The sequence below is a fragment of the Rhodococcus sp. UNC23MFCrub1.1 genome, assembly GCF_000686025.1.
Classification (GTDB): Bacteria; Actinomycetota; Actinomycetes; order Mycobacteriales; family Mycobacteriaceae; genus Rhodococcoides.
In genome coordinates, this window is the sequence record NZ_JMLQ01000006.1 from 40,305 (window position 1) to 65,676 (window position 25,372).

Sequence of the window (25,372 nt, forward strand, 5' to 3'; positions counted from 1 at the left end):
GCGCACGGGGCCGAAGGCCACTCAGAACGCGAGTGGACGGTGCGACTCGCGAACATAGGTCCAGGTCGAAGACGGACGCACCAGCCCCGCCGACTCGAGGTCCACGCCGTCGTCGTCGATCGTCGAGGTCAGGAAGGTGCGGTCGGACTCCTCGAGGGCACGGGACTGCACCTCGGCGAACGCCTCGATCGCGATGCGGTGGTACTCGTCGAGCGGGTTCTGTCGGCCGAGTGCCCGGAGATGAATGCTCTCGCGTACATCTCCGAGGTGCGCCAGGTAGTCGGACCACGCGCGGTCGAGATGGTGGAGAACGATGCGCCGGGCGGCGCGTACGCGGGCGTCGGAGTCGACGGCCTCCAGTTCCGCGGCACGCTCGGGATTGCGGGTGGCCAGCAGGTCCCACGCCTCGTCGGTGCCGAGCAACGCGGCCCGACGCGTGTCGAGGATGTCGCGGTGTTGGGCGGTCAGTTGGTTGTACCGCCAGGTGGACGCGTGGGTGTCGAGCATCGCGCCCTCCGCGACGCGCTGCGCGTGGTCGATGCGCTTGGCCGCGACCTCCGTCTCGAGGAAACCCGTGTCGTCGGGGTGGCCGGGGCGATCGCTCTTCTCCAGGTAGCGCGTCACCAGCGAGTCGTCCCAACTGGCGAAGAACACGGAGCGGCCCGGATCACCCTGTCGCCCTGCGCGTCCCCGTAGTTGGTTGTCGAGGCGCTCGGTGACGTACCGCGCGGTGCCGACCACGAGAAGGCCGCCGAGATCGGTCACGCCGTCCCCGAGCCTGATGTCGGTGCCGCGGCCGGCGATCTGCGTCGAGACGGTCACCGCACCGCGCAGTCCGGCCCGCGCGATGATCTCGGCCTCCTCCGCGTCGTTCTTCGCGTTGAGGGCGACCACCGGCACTCCGGCGTCCTCGAGCCGGGCGGCCAGCGACTCGGACTCCTCGACGTCGTGCGTCCCCACGAGCACGGGCTGCCCCGTGGCGTGGGCTTCCAGCACCGCGGCGACGACGGCCGCGTTCTTCTCGGGAGCGGTGGCGTACACGCGGTCGACCTCGTCGACGCGGACGAGCGGCTCGTTCGGCTCGACCACCGACACCCCGAGGCCGTAGAACGTCCGAAGCTGTTCTCCTGCTGCGAGAGCCGTTCCGGTCATTCCGCACACGCGGCGGTACCGACCCATCAGGGCCTGCACGGTGATGGTGTCCAGGACCTGCCCGGTCTCCGTGCGCGCCAGGCCTTCCTTCGCTTCGACCGCGGCCTGGAGACCGTCCGGCCAACGCTGCAGCTCCGCGACACGGCCGCGGGAGGCGTTGACCAGCTGTACCCGACCGTCCCGCACGATGTAGTCGACATCCCTGCGTACCAACACCTCTGCGTGCAGGGTGAGATTGACGCGCACCAACGTGGTGCCGACGTGCTCCTCGCTGTACAGATCGATCCCGCCCAGTGCGTCCTCGAGCTTCTCGGCCCCGGCATCGGTCAGGAACACGTTGCGACGCTCGGCGTCGACCTCCCAGTCGGTGTCCGCGTCGAGGGATCGCACGGCGTCGAGCACGTCGTCGGCCGACACGTCCTGATCGATCGAACCGGCGAGAACCAAGGGCACCAGAGCTTCGTCGACGAGCACCGAGTCGGCCTCGTCGACGACGGCGACGTCCGCGGTCGGGGAGACGAGCAATTCGACATCGTCCACCAGATGATCGCGCAGCACGTCGAAGCCCACCTCGTTGACCGAGGCGTAAGTGACATCGCACCCGTAGGCAGCGCGCCGCTCGTCCGCCGTCGACTCCGCCGTGATCCACCCGACCGTGACTCCGAGAGCGTCGTAGAACGGGCCCATCCACTCGGCGTCGCGTCGAGCGAGGAAGTCGTTGACCGACACCACGTGCACGTCCCTGCCCTGCAGCACGTAGGCGGCGGCCGCGACGGCGCCGGAGAGCGTCTTCCCCTCACCCGTCGCCATCTCGATCACGTCGCCCTCCAGCAGCCGTACGGCTCCGTAGAGCTGAGTGTCGAAGGGGCGCAGGTACAACGCGCGATCGGACGCCTCGCGGGCGAGCGCGAGGAACGCGGGCACGTCGAGGGAGCCGGCTCCGCGCAGACCGTCGGCCGCGGCACGCAGACCGTCCGCGTCGAGGTCGCGGTGGCGGTCCTCTAGCGCTCGGGCGGCATCCACGGCACCTCGCGACCGCGCATGCCCCTTCGCGACCGAACGACCGAGCAGGGACCAGAACCGTGACGCCATGATCGCCAGGCTACCGACGGGCCCGTAGGTGCGGCCGCAAGCCGTGTGCACACCCCCAGCGGTGAGCGCACACGGTCTGCGGCCGGTGGGGAGGGGTGTGCGGTCACCAGAAGGGGTGCGCACACCCGTTGTCGCAGCGCGTCCGACGCGGGAACCGCCTCATCTGAGACGGTCGCGGCCGGACGGCTAGAGAGGACGACGTTCACCATGGTCACCGTGGGCATCGCATGGCTGCGCGACGTGCGTTGTTCGAAGGTCCAGGCCACCGACGGGCCGTCACGCAGGAGTGATGCGCCGACTCGGGAGAGGGCTCGAGTACACGACGTTGGTGGTGATGGAGCCGAGGGTGGCGAGCCGGCCGGTGACACGTTCGAGATCCCGCATCGAGCGGGCGAGGACCTTGATGATGAAGCAGTCGTCACCCGTGACGTGATGCGCCTCGATGATCTCCGGGGTGGACGCCACCAGTGCGTCGAACGGACCGTAATTCCCCGACGGGTACGCCAGGCGGACGAACGCCGAGACCGTGTAGCCGAGCGCCTCGGTGTCGACGGTGACGGAGTAGCCGGTGATGACGCCGATGTCGGTCAGGCGACGGACGCGGTCGGCCGTCGCACTCGACGACAGGTTCACCACTCGGGCCAGATGTGCAACGGTCGCGCGCCCGTCACTCTGCAGCTCTTTTAGCAGTCGCCGATCGATCTCGTCGACCTCGGGGTGTGGATTACGCGGCACAAAGAAAACGATACCGGCCGATCGACGCCGGATCGTGCGATCAGCCGGTGATCACCACTTCTCCCAGTCGCCCGAACAGGATTGGCTGAGGCCATGGAAAAGACACCGTCCGCCGCCGACTTCTTCGCCGCGAAACTGAGGTTCGAGACCGATCCCGCCGATCTCGCCGCCGAGCGATTCCGCGGTGCGGGGCCGCTGGTCATCGACGTTCGTTCGGACGCGTCCTGGAGTGCGGGGCGCATTCCGGGAGCGGTGCACATCGTCGGGGCCGATCTGGGCACGCGCATCGCCGAGGTGGAGCCGGATCGCGACGCCGACATCGTCGTCTACTGCTGGGGACCGGGGTGCAACGGCAGCACCCGAGCGGCCCTGACGCTCACTCGCCTCGGCTACTCCCGCGTGCGGGAGCTGATCGGGGGATTCGAGTACTGGGCACGGGAAGGTTTCGCCGTCGTGTCCGACACCGGACGTACACGGCGAGCGCCCGATCCGCTCACCGCTCCGACGACGTGACCTCACTCAGCCACCTGGACACGAGTTCGACGGCCTCCGGCGCGGCCACGGCCGTCGCGTGGTCGTACCCGCGGAGCTCTTCGTACTCGGCGCCGGCGATCAGCGATGCGGTGCGACGGGTGTCGTCGATACGCTGGACGTCGCGGGAGCCGACGTAGAACAGTGTCGGCGCCGTGATGGCGCGGACGGCGTCGTCGGCGATACCGGGATCGTCGTCCGATGCCCGGAAGTAGGCGGCCAACGCTTCGGAGTCGTTGCGCAGGAACGCGGCTCGGGTGCCGGAGTCGACCGGGAAGCCGCGGCGGTTCGCCCACTCGTCGACGAACCCGTCCATTCCCCGTTCGGCGAGGACGTCGGCGCTGCCGTCGAAGAACAGGCTGTCCAGCGCGCCCTTCTGCGGCCCCGATCCGGCTCCGCCCACGACGAGTGATGCGACACGCTGGGGAGTGCGGGTGACCAGATTGAGGCCGGACCGACCGCCGAACGAGTAGCCGACGTAGTGCGCGGCGGACACGTCCGCCGCGTCCAGGACGGCGACCAGATCCTCGCTGACACGGTCCATCGAGTAGGCCTCGACGTCGCGAGGAGCCTCGCTCCGGCCATGTCCACGCTGGTCCACGAGGATCAGGCGGTACCGGTCGCGTAGCGCACGGACGTAGCCGAAGGTGCGCCAGATCTGGTGCGACAACAGGCTGCCGTGCACCAGCATCACCGGCGGGCCGGTGGGGTCACCCGTCACCGACCAGGCGATGCGGGTGCCGTCCACCGGGTTCGTCGCGAAGTCCACGGTGCCATGGTCGCAGGTGGGCGATCTCAGGTGGACGTCGAGGTGAGCCCGTCGGCGGTCAGATCGACCCGCCGCGTGATCCCCAGCGCATCGAGGAACGCCTCGTCGTGGCTGACCACGATCAGGGCTCCCCGATACGACGACAGCGCCGTGCTCAGGTGCGTCCTCGACGCGACATCCAGGTTGTTCGTCGGTTCGTCGAGAATGAGCAGCTGCGGAGCCGGATCGGCCAGCAGCAGCATCGCCAGTGCCGCCCGCACCCGCTCCCCGCCCGACAGCGTGCGCACCACCGCGTCTGCGCGCCGACCGCGGAAGAGGAAGCGAGCGAGCCGAGTTCGGACGTCGGTGATCGACGTGTCCGGTGCCGCGCGGCGGACGTTCTCCACCACGGACGCATCGTCGTCGAACACGTCGAGGGATTGCGGCAGCACCGCGGTCGGCACCGACGGCGCCAGAGATCGCAGGAGAGTCGTCTTGCCGACTCCGTTGTCCCCGACGAGCGCGATGCGTTCCGGGCCCATGATCGTGAGTTCGACCGTCCTGTCCGGGTACCGACCGTCCAGATCGAGCAGCATCTCGCCCGTCGACGCCACCGACTTCGACGCGTGCACCGCCGTCTCGGGCAGATCCACCACGATCTCGGTGTCGTCACGAATCATCTCGTGCGCCTCGTCGGCGCGGGCGCGGGCATCCGCCACGCGGTCCTCGTGTCCGATGCGGTACTTGGCAGCCGACTCCTGTGCGGCGCTGCGCCGGTTGTGGGCAACGATCTTCGGTACCCGCTTCTCGCGAGATGCCTTTTCTCCCATCCGTCGCCGGTGGGCTACGGTGGTCTGCGCCTCGACCAGATCCCGCTTCTGCCGGCGCAGATCCTGATCGGCCGACCGCGCCGCGGCCCGCGCCGCCTCCTGCTCGCCCTCCACGACGCTCAGGTAGTGCGTCCAGTTGCCGCCGAACATCCGGAGCGACGCGGGCGACGCGGGCGACGACCGTACCGAGTGGAGTTCGGCGATGTCGTCCATGGTGTCGAGCAGGCCCTGGTCGTGACTCGCGACGACGACGGCGCCGGAGAACTCGTCGAGTACTCGTCCCAGAGCGGAGCGAGCTCGTCGGTCCAGGTTGTTCGTCGGTTCGTCGAGAAGCAGGACGGAGGGCCGCCGGATCACCTGACCGACGAGTGCGACGATCGTCGACTCGCCCCCCGACAGGGTTCTCATCGGTCGATCGAGATCTGCTGCCGTGCCCAGACTCTCGCCGAGGCCGGCCGAGTCGAGCAACGCGAGAGTGCGCTCCTCGACGTCCCAGTCCATCCCGACGACGGTGAAGTCGTCGGGATCGGTGCTGCCGTGCTCGATGCGTGCCAGGGCCCGTCGGACGTCTCCGATGCCGAGGAGATCAGCGACGGTGTCCGAGACGTTCGTGACCACCTGCTGGGGAAGATGGCCGATGGTGCCGGTGACGCGTACAGACCCGCGCTGCGGTCGATACCGCCCGGTGATCAGGTGCAGCAGAGTGGATTTGCCCGCTCCGTTGGTGCCGACGAGGCCGGTCCGGCGCGGCATGAACGATGCGTCCAGGCCGTCGAGGACAGGCCGGCCGTCGGGCCAGGAGAAGGTGAGATCGGAGAGAACGACGGAGGGTGATACTGACATGGAGCACCTCGAGAGGAGTGTCGTGCCACCGCGACGTGCGCGTCGGTGGGATCCGCACTACTTACGAGAGGAGCAACTGCCTGTCCGTTCGTCGGGGACGATGAGCTACCAACTCTAGGTCGGCAGCGCAGAACGGTCAACAGAGATGTCGAATACGGCTGTGAATCAGTCGGTCTCGTCGTCCTGAGTGTGAGTGTTCCGGACGTCGGGTCCCTGGGCCCGCAGGTCGTCCACCTTCGCCATGGCCTCGCGCAGTTCTGCGAGCCACGGGTCGATGTGGTCTCCGGTCAGGCGTACGGCCCAGGCGAGCGCGTCGGCGCGCGAGCGTGCGACGCCAGCGTCGACGAGGGTGTCGAGCACCTTGCGTTCGGGCTGACGCAGTCGAGTCATGACCGGCACCGCGAGGTGGGTGAAGAGGGTGGTGTCGCCGTCGATGGTGACACCCCAGGCGACCTTGCGGCCGTAGCGTGCCTCGGCCTCGTCGGCGATACGCATGCGATCGTCGCGGGTGGACTCACGGAATCGAGCGATGCGGCCCTCGACGCCGGCATCGGACTCGGGGGCGTTCAGCTCGCCGATCACGACGATCTCCTCGCGGTCGACCTCGACCGTGGCGGTGCCGTCGAACCAGTCGTCGGGCAAGCGGCCGAGGAACCACTGTTCCGCATCGCCTGCGTCGGGTACGTCTTTCTGCTGCCATCCGCCGGGCCGGCCGACGCGTTCGCCGCGCTTTGCGCCGCGACCGCGGCCGTGTCCGTGTCCGTGGGGTCCACCGCGCCGGGGTGCGTCACCTCGACCGAAGGGACTGGAGGGTCGTTCTCCGAAGGGGAAGGTGTCATGGGGATTCATGATGTTCTACTTTCGCCAGTGGCGCGATTACTTGATTACAGCGCCAGTGATTACAAGATTACACACGTCGCGCCGAGCGTCAAGAGTTCGTCGCGTCGTGTGACCGACGGATCGGTGGGGCACTATCAGTGCGTGCCTTCGCTGATGTCTCGACCGTCCCGCCGATTCGGCCCCTCCACCAGCAGCGGACTCCGTCTCGCCGCCGCGACCATCGCGGTCGCGCTCGCCGCCACCGCGTGCAGTGCCGACGAGCCCCCGGCGTCCCGTGTGACGGCCGATCGGTTCGCCGAAGCGCTGAGCACACAGAACGTGGGCGCCGCGGCAGAGTTGACCTCGGATCCGGCGGCAGCGACCGCGGTGCTCACCCAGATGTACGACGGACTCGGCGGTGGCGGAACAGTCACGGCGACACCGCGGTTCACGGTGAGCCAGGCAGACGACGAGCAGCAGACGTTCACACTGTCCGCCTCCTGGTCCTTTGCACCGCCCGAGGATGCGGAGGCACCCGCGACCGGCACCGCATCCGCGACGGCGACCACCACGGCAGCTCCCACCACGTCGGCCCCGGCGGACGCGGAACGCGTCTGGACCTACACGACGACCGGATCCGTCGCCGACGGCGGACAGGGGCTGAAGGTCACCTGGAACCCGGGTGTCGTCGTACCGGGCCTGACTCCGGAGACGACGGTTCGGTACACGCCCGTCACCGCGTCGACCGCGCCTCGCGTCGTCGACACCTCGGGAGCGCCACTCATGTCGCAGCAGGTGGTGACGCTGGTGAATCTCGACCAGACCGCCGATCCCGGCGCCGTCGCGGCACTGGTGTCGCCGTTCGCGCCGACGGTCACGGCGGAATCCCTTCGTGACGCGCAGTCGAGCGCTCCGTCGGTGACGGCCGTAAGCCTGCGGCAGGAGGATCTCGCCCCCATCGAGTCCCTGCTCTCCGCCTTGCCCGGCGTCACTCTGGCGCCGCAGACGCGGCTCCTGACCGAGAATCGCGCACTGTCCTCTCCCGCGCTGAACGACGTGGCGCAGCTGTGGCAGGAGCAGCAGGACGCCACCGCCGGGTGGGCCGTGCAGTTGGTGGCCGCCGACGGTTCCGTCGCCCAGCGGGTGACCGGCGTCGAGGCGACCGTCGGCCCGGACATCCAGGTCACGCTCGACACACTGTTGCAGCTCAAGGCGGAGAACGCTCTCGCGTCGACAGCGAACGCCGCGGCCGTCGTGGCGATCCGGCCCTCCACCGGAGACGTCGTGGCCGTCGCGCAGAACTCGGCCGCGGACGCGCAGGGCCCGATCGCCCTCACGGGCCTGTACCCGCCGGGCTCCACCTTCAAGACCGTCACCACCTCGGCGGCACTGCAGGCGGGCACCGTCACCCCCACGACCGTGGTGCCGTGCCCCGGATCCGCGAACATCGAGGGCCGGACCATCCCCAACGACGACAACTTCGACCTCGGATCGGTTCCGCTCCAGACGGCGTTCGCGCGTTCGTGCAACACCACCATGGGTCAGCTGGCCGTCGATCTGCCCGACGACGCGCTGCAGCAGGCGGCCCTGCAGTTCGGGCTCGGCGTCGACTACCTGACACCCGGGCTCACCACCGTGACCGGCAGCGTTCCGCCCGCGACGACGCCGGCCGAGCGCGTCGAGAGCGCGATCGGGCAGGGCACCGTCACCGCGTCCCCGTTCGGCATGGCACTGGTCGCGGCGTCCATCGCGGACGGATCCACCCCGTCGCCGACCATGATCACCGGACGACCCGGTACCGCGGATCGCACCGTCGCAGCCCCGCCGGCGGAGGTGACCGACCAGCTGCGCGCCATGATGCGGGAGACGGTCACCGCGGGTACGGCGACGCAGTTGCAGGACATCGACGGACTGCTCGGTAAGACCGGCACCGCCGAGGTCGCGAGCGGCCCGGCGCACGGCTGGTTCGTCGGCATCCGCGGTGACCTGGCGTTCGCCGTGTTCGTCGAGGGCGGCGACTCCTCCGCGCCGGCGCTGACGGTGGCGGGGTCCTTCCTGCGCTGAGTGGCCTTCGGCCCTGTGCGCCTTTTGCGCACCCCTGGATACGCACAAGGCGCACGGGGTGACCGGATCGTGACCGGTCCGAGTGCTCACCGTGCTGTGTTACTGGTGTGACTCATGTGATTATTGGGGCATGGTTCTGCGTTCCAGGTACGTCGTCGCGCTGCTCGCAGTGTTCGTGTCGCTCGCGACTGTCGCCTCGTTCGTGGTGAACAAGCCTCGCAGTGAGGCGGCGGTGCTGGTGGACCGGTTCGTCGCCGCCCTCGATCAACGTGACGTGGCCGCGGCCGCCGCGCTGACCTCCTACCCCAATGCCGCGGCCCAAACGATCGGCGCCATGTTCGACTCGATGGGGCCCGGAGTCTCGACGAGCCGCATGTCGCAGTACATCGGCCTGGACGACGAGTCCGGCTTCTTCACCGTCGACTCCACCTGGTCGTTCGGCGAACCCCGCGGCCAGGACTCGCGCGAGTGGCGCGTCACCACCCAGGGGTCGACGCGCAAGCTCGGCGTCGGCTGGCGCATCTCGTGGGATCCGTCGATCCTCGCCCCGGAACTGCGTGCCGGTGGGTCCGTCCGCTACGCCCGCACCGATGCACCCGCACCGCGCGTGCTCGACGCCTCGGGCGCCGTGATGATGGCGGAACAGAACGTCGCCTCCGTGCGGCTCGATCCCTCCGCGACCTCCGACCTGGCCGACACGACGTCCCGCCTCGCCGACGTCATCGACGTCGTGGCGCCGCTGATCACGTCCGAGTCGCTCCAGGCCGATGTCGCGGCGGACCCCGGTGCCGTGATCACCGCCGTGAACCTGCGTGCCGACGACTACGCCGTGCTGGAGGACGACCTGCGTGCGATCCCCGGTGTGGTCCTCTACGCGGAACCCAAGCTCATCGCCGGTGACCGGCGGCTGACGTCGCCGGTGCTGGACTCGCTGCGGACCGTGTGGCAGGACTCCCGCGACGCCACCGCGGGTTGGGCTGTCGAGGTCGCGGACACCGACGGCGAGACCACCCGCCTGGCAGGGTTCCAGGGTCCGGGATCACCCGACATCACGTCCACTCTCGACCCGGCCGTGCAGCTCGCTGCGGAGACCGCCGCCGTCAGCGTCGGGACCCCGGCCTCGATCGTGGTCATGAAGCCGTCCACCGGCGCCGTCGTCGCCACCGCGCAGAACAGTTACGCCAACGACGAGGGCACGCCGGCGTTCACCGGCCTCTATCCCGCCGGGACGCTCGTGGACGTGATCCAGGCGTCGGCCGATCGCCAGAAGATCGGATTCTCCGACGCCGCACGCCAGTTCGGCTTGGGTACCTCCTTCGACATCCCCGGTCTCGACGCCGTCACCGCCTCGCTCCCCGACGGCCAGTCGGCGGTGGACCAGTTCCGCGGTGTCAGCCGGACGTCGTCCGTGTCCGGCATGACGGTGACACCCTTCGGCCTCGCCGAGATGGCGGCGGCCGTCGCTCGCGGATCGGCACCGGCTCCGATGATCGTCGGCGGCGCACCGGCGACGGTGTCCGGTGCGGGCTCGCCCGTCGCCCCGGCCGTGCTGACCTCGCTGCGGAACACACTGCGTGACAACGCCCGCAGCGAAGGTGTCAGCGATCCGTCGGTCACCGGGCTCGCCGGGGACAACGGAGACGATCGCTGGTTCCTCGGCACCAAGGGCGATCTGGCCTTCGCGGTCTACATCGAGGACGCCGACGGAACCGATGCCGCGGCGCGCATGACGAACATGCTGATGCGCGAGATGGCCTCGCCGTCGGAGTGATCACCGGCTTGCTACGTTTCACCCCGTGACCGTCACCGAGTTCGTCCTGCTGATCGCGGCGGGCTTCGGTGCCGGAGTCATCGGCTACATCACCGGCCTGGCGTCGCTCGTGTCGTACCCCGCGCTGCTGGCGGTGGGGCTGCCACCGGTCGCGGCCAACGTGACCAACACCGTGGCGCTCGTCGGGGCCGGTGTGGGTGCCACCGCGTCGTCGGTCAAAGAGCTTGCCAAGAGCGGTCGTTCGCTGCTCTGGCTCACCCTGTGGGCCGCGCTGGGCGGCATCGCGGGAGCCGTAGTCCTGCTGCGCGCGCCGGGGGAGACATTCGAGGCGGTCGTGCCGATCCTGGTCGTTCTCGCATCCGTCGCCATGCTGCTGCAGCCGCGGATCCGCGTCCTCGCCGGTGACCGGACCTTCCCGGTGCTGTATCCGAGCGCGATCTTCCTCGTCGCGATCTACGGCGGCTACTTCGGCGCGGGTGCGGGCGTCATCTTCATGGCCCTGACGCTGATCTGCACGGCCGAACCCGTCTGGCGCGCAACGCTCCTCAAGAGCTACCTGCTGGGCGTGGCCAACCTGGTCGCCGCGGTGATATTCGCGTTCTCCGGCCAGGTGAACTGGCTCGCCGCACTGGCGATGGGAATCGGCACCATCGCCGGGGGAACGCTCGGCCCGCGCATCGTGAGACACCTTCCGCCGAATCCGCTCCGGATCGCCGTGGCGCTGTGCGGGTTCGGCCTCGCAGCGTGGCTGTGGCTGGGCTGAGGAACTGTGTGGGTCAGGCGCGACGACGCTGAGCGAGGCGGGCGACGAGACGCCACCCGAGCAGGAACACCGCCAGCGTCACCGTCGCGACCACGATGAAGCTGAAGGCCGTTCCCTCGCCGGACACCTGCCGCAGCACCATGCCCACGATGACGGCGCCGATCCATGCGAGCACCCCGGTGGGGACCAGGGACACCGCGACGAACTTCTCGCGGTACAGCGCGTAGGTCACCGCCCATCCCACGGCGAGGCCGACGAGGAACGGCCAGGCCGTCGACAGAGTGCCCCCGACGGTCACGCCCTCCTCGTGGCTGCCTCGGCCGATGGCGCTGAAGACGAGGACGAGAACGACGTCGATCACCGCCGGCACTGCGAGGGCCGACAGGGCGGGAGTGCGGGTGCGCGCGGGCATGCCACCAGACTACGAGGCGCCGAGACGCGGAAAGACCCGCACCGGCGCCAGCTGTGCGGGCGTCGAGCGGGTCTTTCCGGGAGGAGATCAGGCCTGGTGGCCGGCCTCGATCTCGAGCAGCAGGCCGATCTTGTCGCCGACGACGGCGCCGCCACCCTCGAGGGGCATGTCGATGCTGATGCCGAAGTCCTTGCGGTTGATCGTGGTGGTGGCCTCGAAGCCGGCGACCGGTCCGTTACCCATGCCGGCGTTGACACCGTTGAACTCGACGTTCAGATCGATGGACTTGGTCACGCCGTGCAGCGTGAAGTCACCGGTGAGCACGAAGTCGTCGCCCTTGGCCTTGACCGAGGTGGACCGGAAGGTGGCAGTGGGGAACTTCTCGACCTCGAAGAAGTCGGCGGTCTTGAGGTGGCCGTCGCGCTGCGCGTTGTCGGTGGTGATGGAGGCGACGTCGATCTCGGCGTCGATGGTGGGCGCGCCGTTCTCGTCGACCGTGATGGTGCCGGTGAAGGTCTGGAAACGGCCACGGACCTTGCTCACCATCAGGTGGCGGACGGTGAACCCGACGGTCGAGTGGGTGGCATCGATGGCCCACGTGCCGGCGGTGAGCTGGGGGACGGACACTGCTGCAGTCATGACGAACTCCTGTGTGGTTGAAGGTTCAAGCCTCACAGTACACAACCGGACCGCGGTCCGCATCTATTCCCGCGGAGGGGAATCCTTGCCGAGCGGGTGGGTGGCCGACGGCTGTTCCGTCCGCTCCCGAAGTTCCGTCCGCTCGCGCTGCTCGACGGCGAGATCGAAGTGCAGGTCCTCGTGCTGATGCTTGCGGAACAGGATAAGGAAGACGACCCAGCCGACGAGTGCCACCAGGATGAAGCTGACCAGGCGATACACCAGTGCGGACGCGACCGCTTGTGACGCGCTGATGCTGGCCGCGGTGGTGAGGGTCGCGATGAGAGTGGCGTCCACGATGACCAGACCACCGGGCGCACCGGGGATGGACCCCACCGTCTTGCTGGCCGAGAAGGCGATGAGGAGCCCGTAGATCTTCGGATCCGCGCCGATGGCGTAGCAGGCGAACCCGAGGCACGCGACGTCCGCGAGGCGGTGCACCGCGGAGAAGCCGAGCGACACCGTGCCGTCGCGGGCACCGAGGCGTACCGACTTCACCTGCTCGACGATCTCGTCCAGCCGGGCCATGCCCGTGTCGGGATCGTTGTTGCGCAGCGAGTTGTACTTCGACAGCCCCCACCGGCCGATGCCCACGATCGACTGGGGGTGGGAGCGGACGTAGCGCACGCCGGCGATGAGGGCGATCACGCCGGCGACGGGGACGATCAGTGCGAGGGTGTTGGCGCTGCCGCCGACGAGGAAGGCTCCCGTCACGCCCAGGACAGCCAGCCCGAGCGCGGCGATGACGCCGGAGATGGCGAGCTGCCACGACGCGACCACCGGGCTCGCGCCCCAGCGGCGTGTCTCGCGGTACGTGAACGCGGTGGAGAAGACCTGGCCGGCCGGCAGTGTCAGCGCCATGGCGGTGCTGCCGTAGATGACGGAGAGCGAGCGTCGCTGCGATACGCGGACACCGCCCGCGCGCAGCAACTGCTTCTGGACACGCGCGAACGCGGACAGCGAGATCGCTTGCATCACGACGCAGGCCGCGGCCCATCCCCAGTGGATCTCGGTGAGGGCGCGCCACGACTCGTGCAGGCGCGGCCACAGGTAGACACCCTCACCGACCAGCAACGCCACGAGGGCGACCGCGGCCACCCAGCGCAGCCATCGCCATCTGCCACCGGCGCGGGGCGACCCAGCGGATCGGCCCTGCTCCGGAACTACCACGGCACCGAGAGTAACGAACGGTGCCGACGATCAGCGCGGATAGTCGACCGGGGAGGCCAGGTGCGTCGCGCGCCGCCGTCCGCGCAGCTGCACCTTCTCGCCCAGTTCCCACTCGGACTGCTCGTCCTCGTCGGCGAAGTACAGTGCCGACGTCGACGCGAGAACCCGACTGGGAGTGAACTTCGCGAGTTCCGTCAGGCGCGACGCCTCGTTCACGGGATCACCGATGACGGTGTACTCGAAGCGTTCCTTGGCGCCGATGTTTCCCGCCACCGCCAGTCCGGCCGACACGCCGATGCCGATGTCGAGTCCGGCGATCTCGGTGAGCTCGCTGCGCAGTTCCCGCGCTGCGGACAGTGCCGCGGTGGGTGCGTCCGGGCGATCCAGGGGCGCGCCGAAGATGGCCAGCGCCGCGTCGCCCACGAACTTGTTGACGAAGCCGTGGTGCCGGTCGACCACGTCGACGACGACGCGGAAGAAGTCGTTGAGCAGGTCGACGACCTCGCCGGGCGGACGTTCGGAGGCGGCGGCCGTCGAGCCGACCATGTCGACGAACAGCACCGCGACGAATCGGGTCTCGCCGCCGAGCTCGGTGCCGAACTTGAGAGCGCGCCGCGCGACGTCCTCACCGACGTGCTGCCCGAACAGCTCGCGCAGGACTGCACGCTCCGACGCGTCGGCCATCATCCGGTTGAAGCCGACCTGCAGACGGCCGATCTCACTGCCGTCGAACACCTCGACCTGGACCTCGGTGTGGCCCTCCTGCACCTTCTCGATGGCGCGGCGCAGCTGACGGATGGGATCGGAGATCTGGCTGGCGGTGAGCATCGACAGACAGAACGCCTGGATGATCGCCAGCACGCAGAGCAGGCTGATGGCGATGGCCAGCGAGTCGGGGGAGAAGACCAGGTCGGTGGTCAGCTGGGTCGCGCACAGCAGCAGGATTCCGACGACGGGGATCAGTGTGCCCAGTCCCCACGTCATCGCCATGCGTGTACCCACACCGGGCGTCATCGTGCGGTCGAAACTGCCCTCGCTGAGCGCCTGCGCGGCGACGGGCCGGAGGATGCGTTCGCCCAGCATGTAGGTGAAGCCGAAGGTGATCGCCGCGGACATGGCGACCGTCACCGCGACGGCCACCGCGAGCGACGGCATCTCCGACGCGGTGAGCAGCATGAAGATGACGCCGCCCACGATCCAGAGCACCAGGTGCACGATGGCCTGGCGCAGCGGTGCGTGCAGGGCGGCCATCTGCTCCGATCGGCTGGGCGGTCCACCGCGGATCTGCCACCGCATGACACTGCGCAGCATGACGGCGGCGGTCGCGAGGCTGACGACGGCCGCGAAGAGCAGGTACGCCCCGAAGATGAAGACATTGCGCACCCGATCGACGACGATCGACTCGTTCTCGGGAATGGGCAGCCCGTACCGGACGAAGGCGAACACCAGGATCGCGCCGAGCAGATTGGCCAGGAGCATCGACGCGAGGTACAGCGGCCAGCGACTTCTCAGGGTCAACGAGACCGCACGTAGAAGCGTCAGCACGAGGTCAACTTACCGGGTGCTCGGTTAGGCTTCCTCGGTGACGGACGATCCGGCGGAGTCGGTACACCCTGTGGTACGTGTCGGCGCTGCGTGGACGTGGCGTCTGTTGGTGTTGTTCGCCGGTCTCGTGGTGATCGGCATGATCGTGCACCGGCTCGAGAGCGTCGTCGTCCCGGTGGCACTCGCCCTGCTGGCGTCGGCGCTGCTCTCCCCGCTCGTCGACTGGATGCAGCGGCGCGGCATCCCGCGCGTCGTCGCGGTCATCGTCTCGATCCTCGGCAGTCTCGGGCTGCTGGTGGGCATCCTGACGTTCGTCGTCGAGCAGTTCATCGAGGGCGTCCCCGCCCTCACGGATCAGTTCACCGGCAGCGTCACCCAGATCCAGGACTGGCTGACGCAGGGGCCCCTGCACTTCAGCGAGGACCAGATCCGCAGTGCCGGCGACTCGGTGGTCCGGTCGGTGCAGTCGAATCAGGAAGCCCTCACCAGTGGCGCGTTGACCACCGCCGCGGTGATCGGCGAGATGCTCACCGGGGCTCTGCTCGTGCTCTTCACCCTCATCTTCTTCCTCTACGGCGGACAGCAGATCTGGGACTTCGTGTCCCGGATCGTCCCGACGCGGGCGCGCCGCCGCGTCCGGTTGGCAGGCAGCCAGGCGTTCGGCTCGCTGGTGGGGTACGTGCGCGCCACCGTCGCGGTCGCCGCCGTGGACGCCATCGGTATCGGCACGGGACTGGCGATCCTCGGTGTCCCGCTGGCTCTTCCGCTGGCGTCACTGGTGTTCATCGGAGCGTTCATTCCCATCGTGGGTGCGGTGCTCACCGGCTTCGTCGCGGTGCTCGTCGCCCTGGTGACCAAGGGATTCATCACGGCGCTCATCGCACTCGCGATCGTCATCGCCGTGATGCAGGTCGAAGGCCATGTGCTGCAACCACTCCTGCTCGGTCGCGCAGTCCGTGTGCATCCCCTGGCCGTGGTGCTCGCCATCGCCACCGGCATCGTCATGGCGGGCATCATCGGTGGCCTGCTCTCGGTGCCGCTCGTCGCGATGGCCAATACCGCTATCCGCTCACTGCTCGCCGACGATCCCGAGGAGGCGTACGAGGAGATCGCCGACACGGATCCGTCGGAACCGATGTTCCCGGCCGCGCCGAACAGTCCGCACCCCGAGAACCAGAAGCTGAGCCGTGGCGGGGTCGACGGTCCCGCGAGTTGACGCCGCCGGTGTCGCGGAGGCACCGCTGTGGCGCGCCGCGGCAGCGTTCCGACTGGTCACCGTCCTGTACGTGGTCGGGTTCCAGTTGGTCGTCCAGGATCGGTACGACGCACCGCGCCTGAGCTGGCTGTTCGTCGTCGTCACCGTCATCTGGTCCGGAATCGCGGCCGTCGCGACCCTGACGACGCCCGCGCGGCGCCCCGTCGTCGTCGCCGACCAGATGATGACGCCGGCATTGATCTGCAGCACGCTGCTGGTGGCGAGTCCGGCATGGCGCCAGGACCACCAGGTGCTCCCGACGACGATCTGGGTGGCCAACGCCGTGATCGGTGCCGCCGTCCTGGGAGGCCCCCGAGCGGGGCTCGCCTCGGCGGCAGTGATGACCGCCGCCATCGCCGTGGTGCGCGGCACCGTCGACGGCGAGTTGTGGCGCGACTCGACCGGGCCCGTGCTGTTGTCCGTCGGTCTGGCACTGGGGCTCGCGGCGCGGACGGCGCGCCTCGCACGCAGCCGCCTGGACGAGGCGGTGGCCCTGGCCGCGGCGACCGCGGAACGCGAGCGCCTGGCCCGCGAGGTGCACGACGGTGTGCTGCAGGTGCTGGCCATGGTCAGTCGTCGCGGCCACGAGATCGGCGGCGCAGCAGCAGAACTGGCAGATCTCGCCGGCAGCCAGGAGGCTGCGCTCCGCGCCCTGCTGTCCGGGTCGGCCACCGGGCGTACCGACGGCACTGCCGACCTGGCCGCGCTGGTGCGCGCTGCGGTGGGCACGCGCGCCGTGGTCTCGGCGCCGTCCGAGGCCGTCGTTCTCCGGGCGTCGGCCGCGTCGGAGCTCGCGGCCGCGACGCTCGCCGCCGTCGACAACGCGCATCGACACGGCGGGTCCGACGTCCACGTGTTCGTGCTGGTGGAGGACTTGGGGGACGAGGTGATGGTGACGGTGCGCGACGACGGAGCAGGAATGGCACCCGGCCGTCTCGACGAGGCGCGTGCGGAGGGACGGCTCGGCGTCTCCGGCTCGATCGTGGGCCGGACGGCAGCCATCGGTGGGCGTGCGAGGGTGGACAGCAGGCCAGGAGAGGGAACGGAATGGGAACTGACGCTGCCACGGACAGCGCCGACGCCTCGGTGACGGTGATGGTAGTCGACGACCACCCGATGTGGCGTGACGGAGTGGCGCGGGACCTCGACGCGCGGGGCTTCCGTGTGGTGGCCACCGCCGACGGAGTCCGCTCGGCCACCGCGCGTGCGCGGGCGACGTCGCCGCAGGTGGTCGTCATGGACATGGACCTCGGAGACGGAACCGGAGCCGAGGGCACCGCGTCGGTGCTGGCGGTCTCGCCCGACAGTCGGGTACTGGTGCTCTCCGCGTCCGCCGAACGGGACGACGTGCTCGGCGCGGTCAAGGCTGGGGCGACCGGCTACCTCGTGAAGAGCGCCTCCATCGACGATCTGGTGTCCGCCGTACAGGCGACGAGTCGCGGCGATGCGGTGTTCACGCCCGGACTGGCCGGGCTGGTGCTCGGGGAGTACCGGCGCATGGCAGCCGCCCCCACGGCTGCGGAACCGCCTCCCGTGCTGACCGAGCGCGAGACGGAGGTGTTGCGCATGGTCGCGAAAGGGTTGAGCGCCAAGCAGATCGGCGTTCGGCTCGGTATCAGTCACCGCACAGTCGAGAACCACGTGCAGGCGACCCTGCGCAAGCTGCACCTCGCGAATCGTGTCGAACTCACCCGGTGGGCGCTCGAGCAGGGGCTGCAGTGACGGCGTCGTGTTCACTACTCTGGTCGCCATGACCGGAGACGGCACCGACCCCAGGAACATGCGCGTGAGCGACGCCGAACGAGAGCACGTGGGCGGCCTGCTCCAACGCGCCGTCGGACAGGGGATGCTGTCGCTCGGCGAGTTCACCGAGCGGATGGACTCGGTACTGGCGGCCAAGACGCGCGGTGAGCTCAACGCGGTGCTGGTCGACCTGCCGGGCATGACACTGCAGGGCGGCCCACCCCAGCAGGCCGGACCGCTCGCCGTGGTCCCGAGCGACGCGCTGACGTCGGCACCCGGACACCCGGCCACCGACGGTGCACCCGTGGACATCCGAGCCACGATGTCGACGGTCACCCGTTCCGGTACCTGGACCGCGCCGTCGGCCATCCGGGTCGCGTCGAAGATGGCCACGGTGACCCTCGACTTCAGTTCCGCGGTTCTGACCTCGCGCGAGGTGCGGATCGACGTGGACGACTACTGCAGCACCATCACCGTCGTGGTGCCCGAGGGTGCGTCGGTGGATCTCGACGGCGTCGACACCATGGGCGGCAGTGCGACCAACAAGGTGCGCAGCCGGCCTGTCGAAGGGGGACTGCACGTCGTCGTGCGCGGACGCATCCGCTTCGGATCCGTCACGGCCAAGCACCCGTTCGGGACGTCCATCAAGCGCATGTTCGGGTAGGAACTGCACCCTCGGCTGAGTAGAACGGCGTCGGACTCGAGTAGTTTCCCGTGTTCCCCCGGTCCGCCCCGGCCAGCACGATCGAGGTATGACCACTCCCTCGATAGATCCGCGACTCGTGCACGTGTTGTCCGGTGAGGTCGCCTCCCTGCAGCAGCATCTCGCCCGCGTCGGCCACGACCTGGGTCTCCTCCGACAGCAGCTCGACGGTCCGCCGATGCAGGCCCCGCTGCAGGCGCCCCCTCAGCAGCACCCCGTCTCGAGGCCACAGGTGCAGAGTCCTCCGGTGTCGACTCCCCCGGTACGGCCGATCCCGCGCCCGATGCCCACGCCTCCCCGTGACACCACCCCGTGGTGGCAACGCGACGGTGTCGTCAGTCGTGTGCTCGCCGCCGCGGGCGCTGCGGTGACCGTCATCGGTGTCGTGATGCTGGTGGTGCTCGCGGCGCAGTCGGGCTGGTTCGGGCCCGGTCCTCGTGTCGCCGCGGGTGCGCTGCTGTCCGGAGCGCTCGTCGCCGCCGCGCACCGTGTGGTCGCCCGACCCGGTGGCCGCGTCGGCGCCGTCGCACTCGCCGCGACGGGATTCGCCGGGCTGTATCTCGACCTCGCCGCCGTCACCGCGCTGTACGGGTGGGTGCATCCCGTCGTCGGGCTCGTGGTGGGACTCGGTGTCGCCGCGCTCGGAGTCGCGGTCGCACTGCGCTGGTCGTCGCAGTCACTCGCGGTGATGGTCGTGGCCGGCATCGCGACACTGGCACCCGTCGTCACGGGCGGCATCACGCCGGCACTCCTCGCATTCCTGGTGGTCGTGCAGATCGCCGCCTCGCCGGTCGACGTCCGCGAACAGTGGGTCTGGTTGCGCGTTGTCCGCACCGTCCCGGTCGTCGGAGCGGTGCTGCTCGCCGGGCTGCTCGCCCACGTGGAGACGGTCCCGACCGCCGATCTGCTGCCGCTGCTCGTCGTCGCGGGACTGTCCTTCGGCACTTCTGTCGTCGCCTGGTGGACCACCCTCGCCCACCGCGCCGTGGACCCGGCGTCGCTCGCCTCGATCGCGGCCACCGCCGCCGCGGTCCTCGTCACCGCGACGCTGTTCTCTCGCCCCGTCGCCGGCGGCGTCGACGCTGCGGTCGCGCTCGCCCTGGTGGCGATCCTGGTCGCTCGACGCGAGCTGGTCACCACGGTTCGTCTGGTGCTCACAGCGACGGCTTCGGTGGCGGTGGCGTCGGCGCTGGTGACGGGCACGGCCGATCAGGCCCGCATTCTCGCCCTGCTGCTGGTCGCCACCACGGCGCTTCTCGTCGGCGCCCGGGCCCGCTCGGGTGTGTCGGCCGCAGCCGGCGCGTTCTTCGCCCTCCTCGGAACCAGCGCACACTCGCAGATCACCTCGGTCGACTCGCTGAGCAGCCCCGTTCGCGCGCTCGACTCCGGCTGGGCCTCGGTGCCCGCGTCGGTCGCCATGATCGCGATGGCTGTGGCGGGAGTGCTCGCGGCACTGCGCACCATCGGGGACGCGACGCTCCGAACCCTCGCCGCCGGCCTGGCGGGAGTCGCCGGCCTCTTCGGTGCGACGGCGGTGTGCGTGATCACCGGCATCGAGATCGGCGGCCGCACCGGGTTCCTCGTCGGCCACGGCGCAGCGACCATCGTGTGGATGACCGTCGCCGTCGCACTGCTGATGCGTGGTCTGTCCGACGCCACCGGTGCCCGCGCGGTCCTCGCCGCAGGTCTCACCGTCGCGGCCTCGGCCATCGCCAAGCTGTTCCTGTTCGATCTCAGCGCACTCGGTGGACTGCCCCGCGCCGCAGCGTTCCTGGTGGTGGGAGTGATGCTGCTCGGTATCGGCACCCGCTACGCGAGGTCGTTCGCGGACCGCGCCGTCACTGCCGACGCTGGCGGGCCAGCAACTCGCTCACACTGATGGCACCGGACTGACCGTGGTGACGACCACCCGACTCGTCGTCCCCGTCCCGAGCCCGCCGGCGACCCGATGTGGTCGTCGGCGGTGTCTCGTCGGGCTCGGGGACCTCGGGCGTGGAGGGGTTGTGGGTCTCGGGCTCGGGTGCCGGCCGATCCTCGCGCTCGGGCATGCGCAGACCGGCGATCCAGGAATCGACCTCGGCGCTGGTGCGCGAGCCGTTCCCGTGGGGCCCTCCGTTCCCGTTGCTGTGACCGTTCCCGGTGCCGTTCCCGTTCCCGTTGCCGTTGGAGTGGCCGTTCCCGTTGCTGTCGCCGTTGCGGGGCCGATCGACATCGATGCCGTCGCCCGAGACCGAGCCGTACCGGAACGACGTGGTCTCGTGCCCGTTCGAGCCGTTCGAGCCGTTCGAGCCGTTCGAACGCTGAGCGACCGACGGCGCGCGGAGTTCGGCGAGCCAGCTCTCGATGGGGCGCGGGGCGGGTGCGCCGTTCCGCGGTGCCGGCTCGGCCGACGTCGGCTCGGGACCGGCCGTCGGACGACTCTGCTGATCGTCGGAGGCCCGGGCGGGTCGGGTCTCTGCCGGGCGGGCGACCCGAATCTCCTCCGCGGGCGCGGGCGCGGGTGCGACGGGAGGTGCCGTGGGTTCGACGGCGCGCGGTGCGACGGGCTCCGGCGCGGCGGGCTGCTGCACCGGGGGTTCCTGCACAGCGGGCTTCTGCACGCGCTCGGGAGCCGGACGCGGGGCGACGGGCCGGGGACGATCGGGTGCGACGCGCTCGGGCATTGCACGAGCGGCCGACGGGCCGCTCTGCATGACCCGCGGAATCGGCTGGGTGAGCGGTTCCCGCGTCCGCGCCGGGAGCGGTGCGGACCCGATCGCGACGAGCTCGGGGACATCGGTGGGCATCATCTCGGCGTCGAGGATCGGCTCGCCGAGCCCCAGCTTCTGCTGGATGCGCTTCATCCACTGCGGCGCCCACCAGCAGTCGTCGCCGAGCAGCTTCATCGTCGCCGGGACCAGGAACATGCGGATCAACGTCGCGTCGATGATGAGCGCGGCGATCATGCCGTAGGCGATGTACTTCATCATCACCAGCTCGGAGAAGGCGAAGGCGCCCGTGACGACGATGAGGATCAGTGCGGCCGCGGTGATGATGCGACCGGTGTGCGAGGTACCGACGCGAATGGCCTCGGTCGTACTGGCTCCGCGGGCTCGTGCCTCCACCATGCGGGAGAGCAGGAACACCTCGTAGTCCGTCGACAACCCGAAGATGATCGCGATGATCAGCACCAGGACCGGGGCCATGATCGGCCCGGGAGTGAAGTTCAGCAGACCCGCGCCGTTGCCGTCGACGAAGATGAACGTGAGGATGCCGAGCGTCGCGCCGAGGCCCAGCGTGGTCATCAGGATGGCCTTGAGGGGGAGCACCAGCGACCCGAACGTGAGGAACATCAGCAGCGTCGTGACCAGCACGACGAGCGTCGCCATGAGGGGTAGTCGGTCCACGAGCGCCGCGATCGAGTCCTGCTCGATGGCGGGCGTGCCGCCGACCGACAGGGTCACCCCGTCGGGAACGTCGATGGAGCGGATGTAGTCGATGGCCGGCGACGACACGTTGCGGTCGACCAGGCCCGCCTTGAGCACGGCGACACCGTTCTCGTTGCGCTCGATGGAGAACCGTTCGACGAGCCCGGGAGCGTTGGACGCCTCGCGCAGGACCGTGCCCAACTGCGGACCCTCCGCGTTCTCGAGCACGATCTTGAGCGGCTCGGTGCGGTAGGACGGGAAGTTCTCGTCGAACACGTTCTGGGCGACACGGGTGGGGTTGTCCGGCGGCAGGTACGTCTCGTTGATGCCGCCGAACTTGATGGCACCGACCGGCAGCGTGAGGATCAGCAGGCCCAGGACGATGGGCACGCACACCTTGAGCGGGTTCCGCATGACCCAGCGCGTGAGCTTGCCCCACGGCCCGGACTCGATCTCCTCGGTCGTCTTGGTCTTGCGCATGCTCTTCAGTCCGAGAGCGTCGATGCGCGGGCCGAGGATCGACAGGATCGCCGGGAGAATGGTGATGGCGGTCAGGGCCGCCAGCGCGACGGTGGCGATCGCACCGAACGCGACGGACTTGAGGAAGCCCTGCGGGAAGAGCAGCAGACCGCCGAGGCTCGCGACGATCATCGTCGCCGAGAAGACGACCGTGCGGCCCGCGGTCATGACGGAGCGTTGCACGGCCTGCTGTGTCGTGCGGCCGTCGGCCAGTTCCTCTCGGAACCGGCTGACGATGAACAGCGCGTAGTCGATGGCCAACCCGAGACCGATGAGCGAGACGACGGGCGCGACGAAGCTGTTGACCTCGACGAAATTGGTGAACAGCCGGACCATGCCGTTGGCCGCGACCACGGTGAGACCACCGATGATCAGTGGCAACGCCGCAGCCACGACGCCGCCGAACACGAAGAACAGGAGCACGCCCACCACGGGGATGGCGAGGATCTCCATGCGCTTGATGTCGCCGGCCATGGTGTCGTTCAGCGCGTTCGCGATGGGCTGGAGGCCGGCGAGCTGCACGTCGACGCCGTCGATGGCGAACGCGTCCTTCACGTCACGGAAGTTGTTGGTCAGTTCCGTGTCGTTCGCGCCGGCGATCGCGAACGTGGCGATCGCCTTCGTCTTGTCGGGCGAGGCCAGCGCGGGGAGCCGCTGCTGGAAGTAGTTGATGTTGATCTTCGAGATCTTGTCCGAGTGCGCCGCCATCATGGCGTCCTGACCAGCGGTGACGGTCTGCTGGAACGCCGGGTCGTCGACCGTCGATCCCTCGGGTGCGGTGTAGAGGGCGACGACGTCGCCGGTGCTGTCGCGACCGAAGGTGCCGTCCGCGGTGACGGCGGCGTGCACCGACTCCGAGTTCGGGTCGTCCCAGCCGCTCTGACTCAGGTGATCGTTGAGGCTGAGTCCGTACGCGGCGAGGCCCAGCAGGAACGCGACCATCACACCGATGACGGTGAACCGTGATCGGTGAACCAGATCTCCCCAGCGAGAAAACACTCAGGACACTCCTTGACGCCCGACGAGCAGGGCGGACAGCGGACGGAACGGCTGCAGCCAGGCGCCCTCGTCCGGAAGGGACTCGAGGCTGACCCGCGGCAGTGGTTCGCGGAACACACCGGGGATGTCCTCGAGATCCAGGAACTCGAGAGTCTCCGACGTGACGGCCCAACTGGCGTGTTCACGGAACCCGAGGATCTGAACGGGCACACCCGTTGCCGCGATGGCTTCGAGTGGGAGCCGGAAGGCCTGGCCGTCCGCGGACGCGACCACCACTCCCGCGAGACCGTGGTCCCGTGAGCGGAGCTCGATGTGATCGAGCATGTCGGAGTCGACGTCGCTGTCCTCGTCGATCTTCGGCTTGGCGAAGACCGCGAAGCCCACGTTACGCAAGGCCTCGACCCAGGGACGAACGACGTCGGCGCTGCCCTGGGCGATGTTCGTGAAGACGGTGGCCTCGGGTTCGAGGCTCGCGGTCTGGTGCGCGGAGAGCTGGGCGGTGCGGCCGAGCAGCCATCGGCCCAGCGCATCGAAGCGCGGGCGGTAGGCGGCGGTGGGTCGTCCGCCCAGGATGGCGCCGAGGCCCATGTCCAGATTGGGCGCATCCCAGACGAGCAGGACCTTCTTGGTATGGCGAGAATCACCGGCGCCGTCGAGCACGGCCGTGTCCGTGTTCTGTTCGTCCACGCTCATCGGAGTGGGTTCTCGCTCTCTCGTCGCGTGATCGTCGCCGCAGCGACGTCGGTCGCTCCGGTGGATGGCCTGCCCCAGACGAACTCGCTCGTCGGCCTGCCGACCTGCTGGGCCTTGCCCTCGAACTTCGTCACCGGACGGTCGACGGACAGGGAGGACCCCTCGACGGTACGTCGTTCGGCATCGAACGGCAGCCGCGTCAGAGCGGGCTCCGCGTCACCGACCTCCTCGATCCACTCCGCGTAGTCGGCGTGGTCGGTGGCGACGTGGAGAATGCCGCCGGGCTCGAGACGATCCGCCACCAGGGCGAATGTGGCGGCCTTCAGCAGTCGGCGCTTGTGGTGCCGGGCCTTGGGCCAGGGGTCGGGGAAGAAGACTCGGACGCCGGCGAGCGAACCGGGAGCGACCATGTTCTCGAGCACGTCGGCAGCGTCGCCCCGCAGAATGCGCAGGTTGGAGAGACCTTCTCGCTCGATCCCCTGGACCGTCTGCGCGATTCCCGGTCGGTAGACCTCGACGGCGACGAGGTTCACGTGCGGTTCGGCGGCCGCCATCGCGAGCGCGGCGGTGCCGGTCCCGGAGCCGATCTCGAGAACCACCGGGGCGGTCCGGCCGAACCACGACGCGGCGTCGAGCGGCTCGTCGGCCACCTCGCGGCCGATGCCGGGCCACATCCGGTCCCACGAGGCCTGCTGCGGTTCGGTGAGCGCGCCGCGTCGGGACCGGAAACTGGTCACCCGGGGATACAGCCGGGAACCGCCGGACCGGCTCTCGTCGGCACCGTCGGACAGGCCGTTCTCGGGCGCTGCGTCCACGGCACGGGGGTCGGTCATCCTGTCATTGTCTCCCATGGACGCATTTCGTGACAGCAGGGTCTCGACTTCAGGTCGAGACTCTGGC

21 protein-coding genes are annotated in these 25,372 nt (G+C 69.4%); 9 read left to right on the forward strand and 12 right to left on the reverse strand.

Annotated elements, in window-relative coordinates; all coding sequences use genetic code 11:
- Positions 1-21: 21 nt before the first annotated feature.
- Both secA2 and BR07_RS0115075 read right to left on the reverse strand, forming a co-directional pair.
- On the reverse strand, positions 22-2,244 hold the full coding sequence (gene secA2, locus BR07_RS24760) for an accessory Sec system translocase SecA2 (RefSeq protein ID WP_051613435.1): 2,223 nt from the start codon (positions 2,242-2,244) through the stop codon (positions 22-24).
- 276 nt (positions 2,245-2,520) lie between these two features.
- Positions 2,521-2,979 (reverse strand): Lrp/AsnC family transcriptional regulator, encoded by a 459-nt coding sequence (locus BR07_RS0115075; protein ID WP_037186083.1) that lies wholly within the window; start codon positions 2,977-2,979, stop codon positions 2,521-2,523.
- A gap of 93 nt (positions 2,980-3,072) precedes the next feature.
- On the opposite strand from BR07_RS0115075, the gene BR07_RS0115080 reads away from it, so the two are divergent.
- Complete coding sequence (locus BR07_RS0115080) at positions 3,073-3,492, forward strand: rhodanese-like domain-containing protein (RefSeq protein WP_027506163.1); 420 nt, start codon at positions 3,073-3,075, stop codon at positions 3,490-3,492.
- On the opposite strand, the gene BR07_RS0115085 is transcribed toward BR07_RS0115080, so the two are convergent.
- The 3 genes from BR07_RS0115085 to BR07_RS24765 all read right to left on the reverse strand — a co-directional run bounded on the left by BR07_RS0115085 (position 3,473) and on the right by BR07_RS24765 (position 6,780).
- Entirely contained in the window at positions 3,473-4,279 is an 807-nt protein-coding gene (locus BR07_RS0115085) for an alpha/beta fold hydrolase (protein ID WP_027506164.1), read from the reverse strand. The two genes, BR07_RS0115080 and BR07_RS0115085, sit on opposite strands and share 20 nt — an antisense overlap.
- Before the next feature lie 26 nt (positions 4,280-4,305).
- Entirely contained in the window at positions 4,306-5,931 is a 1,626-nt protein-coding gene (locus tag BR07_RS0115090; protein ID WP_027506165.1) for an ABC-F family ATP-binding cassette domain-containing protein, read from the reverse strand.
- 165 nt (positions 5,932-6,096) lie between these two features.
- Entirely contained in the window at positions 6,097-6,780 is a 684-nt protein-coding gene (locus BR07_RS24765; RefSeq protein WP_231476382.1) for a hypothetical protein, read from the reverse strand.
- Between the two features lie 132 nt (positions 6,781-6,912).
- Between BR07_RS24765 and BR07_RS0115100 the strand changes: the two genes are divergently transcribed.
- From BR07_RS0115100 to BR07_RS0115110, 3 genes are all read left to right on the forward strand, one after another.
- Positions 6,913-8,814, forward strand: coding sequence for a penicillin-binding transpeptidase domain-containing protein (locus BR07_RS0115100; RefSeq protein ID WP_231476384.1), 1,902 nt, complete (start codon positions 6,913-6,915; stop codon positions 8,812-8,814).
- A gap of 130 nt (positions 8,815-8,944) precedes the next feature.
- Positions 8,945-10,585: a penicillin-binding protein gene (locus tag BR07_RS0115105; RefSeq protein WP_027506167.1), complete on the forward strand. Its 1,641-nt coding sequence runs from the start codon at positions 8,945-8,947 to the stop codon at positions 10,583-10,585.
- A 25-nt stretch (positions 10,586-10,610) separates the two neighbouring features.
- Complete coding sequence (locus tag BR07_RS0115110) at positions 10,611-11,348, forward strand: sulfite exporter TauE/SafE family protein (RefSeq protein WP_027506168.1); 738 nt, start codon at positions 10,611-10,613, stop codon at positions 11,346-11,348.
- Positions 11,349-11,361: 13 nt separating this feature from the next.
- Here the strand turns inward: BR07_RS0115110 and BR07_RS0115115 are convergent, their stop codons facing one another.
- The 4 genes from BR07_RS0115115 to BR07_RS0115130 all read right to left on the reverse strand — a co-directional run bounded on the left by BR07_RS0115115 (position 11,362) and on the right by BR07_RS0115130 (position 15,087).
- A complete protein-coding gene (locus BR07_RS0115115; RefSeq protein ID WP_051613436.1) occupies positions 11,362-11,760 on the reverse strand; it encodes a DUF3054 domain-containing protein in 399 nt (132 codons plus the stop codon).
- 87 nt (positions 11,761-11,847) lie between these two features.
- On the reverse strand, positions 11,848-12,399 hold the full coding sequence (locus tag BR07_RS0115120; protein WP_027506170.1) for a YceI family protein: 552 nt from the start codon (positions 12,397-12,399) through the stop codon (positions 11,848-11,850).
- A gap of 63 nt (positions 12,400-12,462) precedes the next feature.
- Positions 12,463-13,608 (reverse strand): lysylphosphatidylglycerol synthase transmembrane domain-containing protein, encoded by a 1,146-nt coding sequence (locus tag BR07_RS24770; protein ID WP_051613437.1) that lies wholly within the window; start codon positions 13,606-13,608, stop codon positions 12,463-12,465.
- Positions 13,609-13,638: 30 nt separating this feature from the next.
- On the reverse strand, positions 13,639-15,087 hold the full coding sequence (locus BR07_RS0115130; protein WP_037186160.1) for an adenylate/guanylate cyclase domain-containing protein: 1,449 nt from the start codon (positions 15,085-15,087) through the stop codon (positions 13,639-13,641).
- 103 nt (positions 15,088-15,190) lie between these two features.
- Here BR07_RS0115130 and BR07_RS0115135 point away from each other — a divergent pair, with 103 nt between their 5' ends.
- The 5 genes from BR07_RS0115135 (at position 15,191) to BR07_RS24775 (ending at position 20,733) form a co-directional block, all read left to right on the forward strand.
- On the forward strand, positions 15,191-16,369 hold the full coding sequence (locus BR07_RS0115135; protein ID WP_027506172.1) for an AI-2E family transporter: 1,179 nt from the start codon (positions 15,191-15,193) through the stop codon (positions 16,367-16,369).
- Positions 16,341-17,498: a MacS family sensor histidine kinase gene (gene macS, locus BR07_RS0115140; protein WP_027506173.1), complete on the forward strand. Its 1,158-nt coding sequence runs from the start codon at positions 16,341-16,343 to the stop codon at positions 17,496-17,498. The genes BR07_RS0115135 and macS overlap by 29 nt, the downstream gene beginning before the upstream one ends.
- Positions 17,456-18,130: a response regulator gene (locus BR07_RS0115145; RefSeq protein ID WP_027506351.1), complete on the forward strand. Its 675-nt coding sequence runs from the start codon at positions 17,456-17,458 to the stop codon at positions 18,128-18,130. The genes macS and BR07_RS0115145 overlap by 43 nt, the downstream gene beginning before the upstream one ends.
- 28 nt (positions 18,131-18,158) lie before the next feature.
- Positions 18,159-18,815, forward strand: a complete 657-nt coding sequence (locus tag BR07_RS0115150; protein ID WP_037186162.1) for a DUF1707 SHOCT-like domain-containing protein — start codon at positions 18,159-18,161, stop codon at positions 18,813-18,815.
- A gap of 88 nt (positions 18,816-18,903) precedes the next feature.
- A complete protein-coding gene (locus tag BR07_RS24775; protein WP_051613438.1) occupies positions 18,904-20,733 on the forward strand; it encodes a DUF2339 domain-containing protein in 1,830 nt (609 codons plus the stop codon).
- Here BR07_RS24775 and BR07_RS0115160 read toward each other — a convergent pair.
- Genes BR07_RS0115160 through trmB form a run of 3 tightly spaced genes read right to left on the reverse strand, consistent with a single transcriptional unit; the run spans position 20,693 to position 25,305 of the window.
- Positions 20,693-23,779: an MMPL family transporter gene (locus BR07_RS0115160; protein WP_027506175.1), complete on the reverse strand. Its 3,087-nt coding sequence runs from the start codon at positions 23,777-23,779 to the stop codon at positions 20,693-20,695. The two genes, BR07_RS24775 and BR07_RS0115160, sit on opposite strands and share 41 nt — an antisense overlap.
- Positions 23,780-24,472, reverse strand: coding sequence for an NYN domain-containing protein (locus tag BR07_RS0115165; protein WP_027506176.1), 693 nt, complete (start codon positions 24,470-24,472; stop codon positions 23,780-23,782).
- Entirely contained in the window at positions 24,469-25,305 is an 837-nt protein-coding gene (trmB, locus tag BR07_RS24780) for a tRNA (guanosine(46)-N7)-methyltransferase TrmB (RefSeq protein WP_231476385.1), read from the reverse strand. Before trmB ends, BR07_RS0115165 begins: the two co-directional genes overlap by 4 nt.
- Between the last annotated feature and the right edge of the window lie 67 nt (positions 25,306-25,372).

What these genes read in the sequence shown, in the direction of transcription:
- BR07_RS0115090 (WP_027506165.1), bottom strand. Translation starts at nt 5,931, where the DNA reads ATGTCAGTATCACCCTCCGTCGTTCTCTCCGATCTCACCTTCTCCTGG.
- trmB (WP_231476385.1), bottom strand. Translation starts at nt 25,305, where the DNA reads ATGACCGACCCCCGTGCCGTGGACGCAGCGCCCGAGAACGGCCTGTCC.
- secA2 (WP_051613435.1), bottom strand. Translation starts at nt 2,244, where the DNA reads ATGGCGTCACGGTTCTGGTCCCTGCTCGGTCGTTCGGTCGCGAAGGGG.
- BR07_RS0115150 (WP_037186162.1), top strand. Translation starts at nt 18,159, where the DNA reads ATGACCGGAGACGGCACCGACCCCAGGAACATGCGCGTGAGCGACGCC.
- BR07_RS0115165 (WP_027506176.1), bottom strand. Translation starts at nt 24,472, where the DNA reads ATGAGCGTGGACGAACAGAACACGGACACGGCCGTGCTCGACGGCGCC.
- BR07_RS0115105 (WP_027506167.1), top strand. Translation starts at nt 8,945, where the DNA reads ATGGTTCTGCGTTCCAGGTACGTCGTCGCGCTGCTCGCAGTGTTCGTG.
- BR07_RS0115115 (WP_051613436.1), bottom strand. Translation starts at nt 11,760, where the DNA reads ATGCCCGCGCGCACCCGCACTCCCGCCCTGTCGGCCCTCGCAGTGCCG.
- BR07_RS24775 (WP_051613438.1), top strand. Translation starts at nt 18,904, where the DNA reads ATGACCACTCCCTCGATAGATCCGCGACTCGTGCACGTGTTGTCCGGT.
- BR07_RS0115120 (WP_027506170.1), bottom strand. Translation starts at nt 12,399, where the DNA reads ATGACTGCAGCAGTGTCCGTCCCCCAGCTCACCGCCGGCACGTGGGCC.
- BR07_RS0115130 (WP_037186160.1), bottom strand. Translation starts at nt 15,087, where the DNA reads ATGCTCCTGGCCAATCTGCTCGGCGCGATCCTGGTGTTCGCCTTCGTC.
- BR07_RS0115080 (WP_027506163.1), top strand. Translation starts at nt 3,073, where the DNA reads ATGGAAAAGACACCGTCCGCCGCCGACTTCTTCGCCGCGAAACTGAGG.
- BR07_RS24765 (WP_231476382.1), bottom strand. Translation starts at nt 6,780, where the DNA reads ATGAATCCCCATGACACCTTCCCCTTCGGAGAACGACCCTCCAGTCCC.
- BR07_RS0115145 (WP_027506351.1), top strand. Translation starts at nt 17,456, where the DNA reads ATGGGAACTGACGCTGCCACGGACAGCGCCGACGCCTCGGTGACGGTG.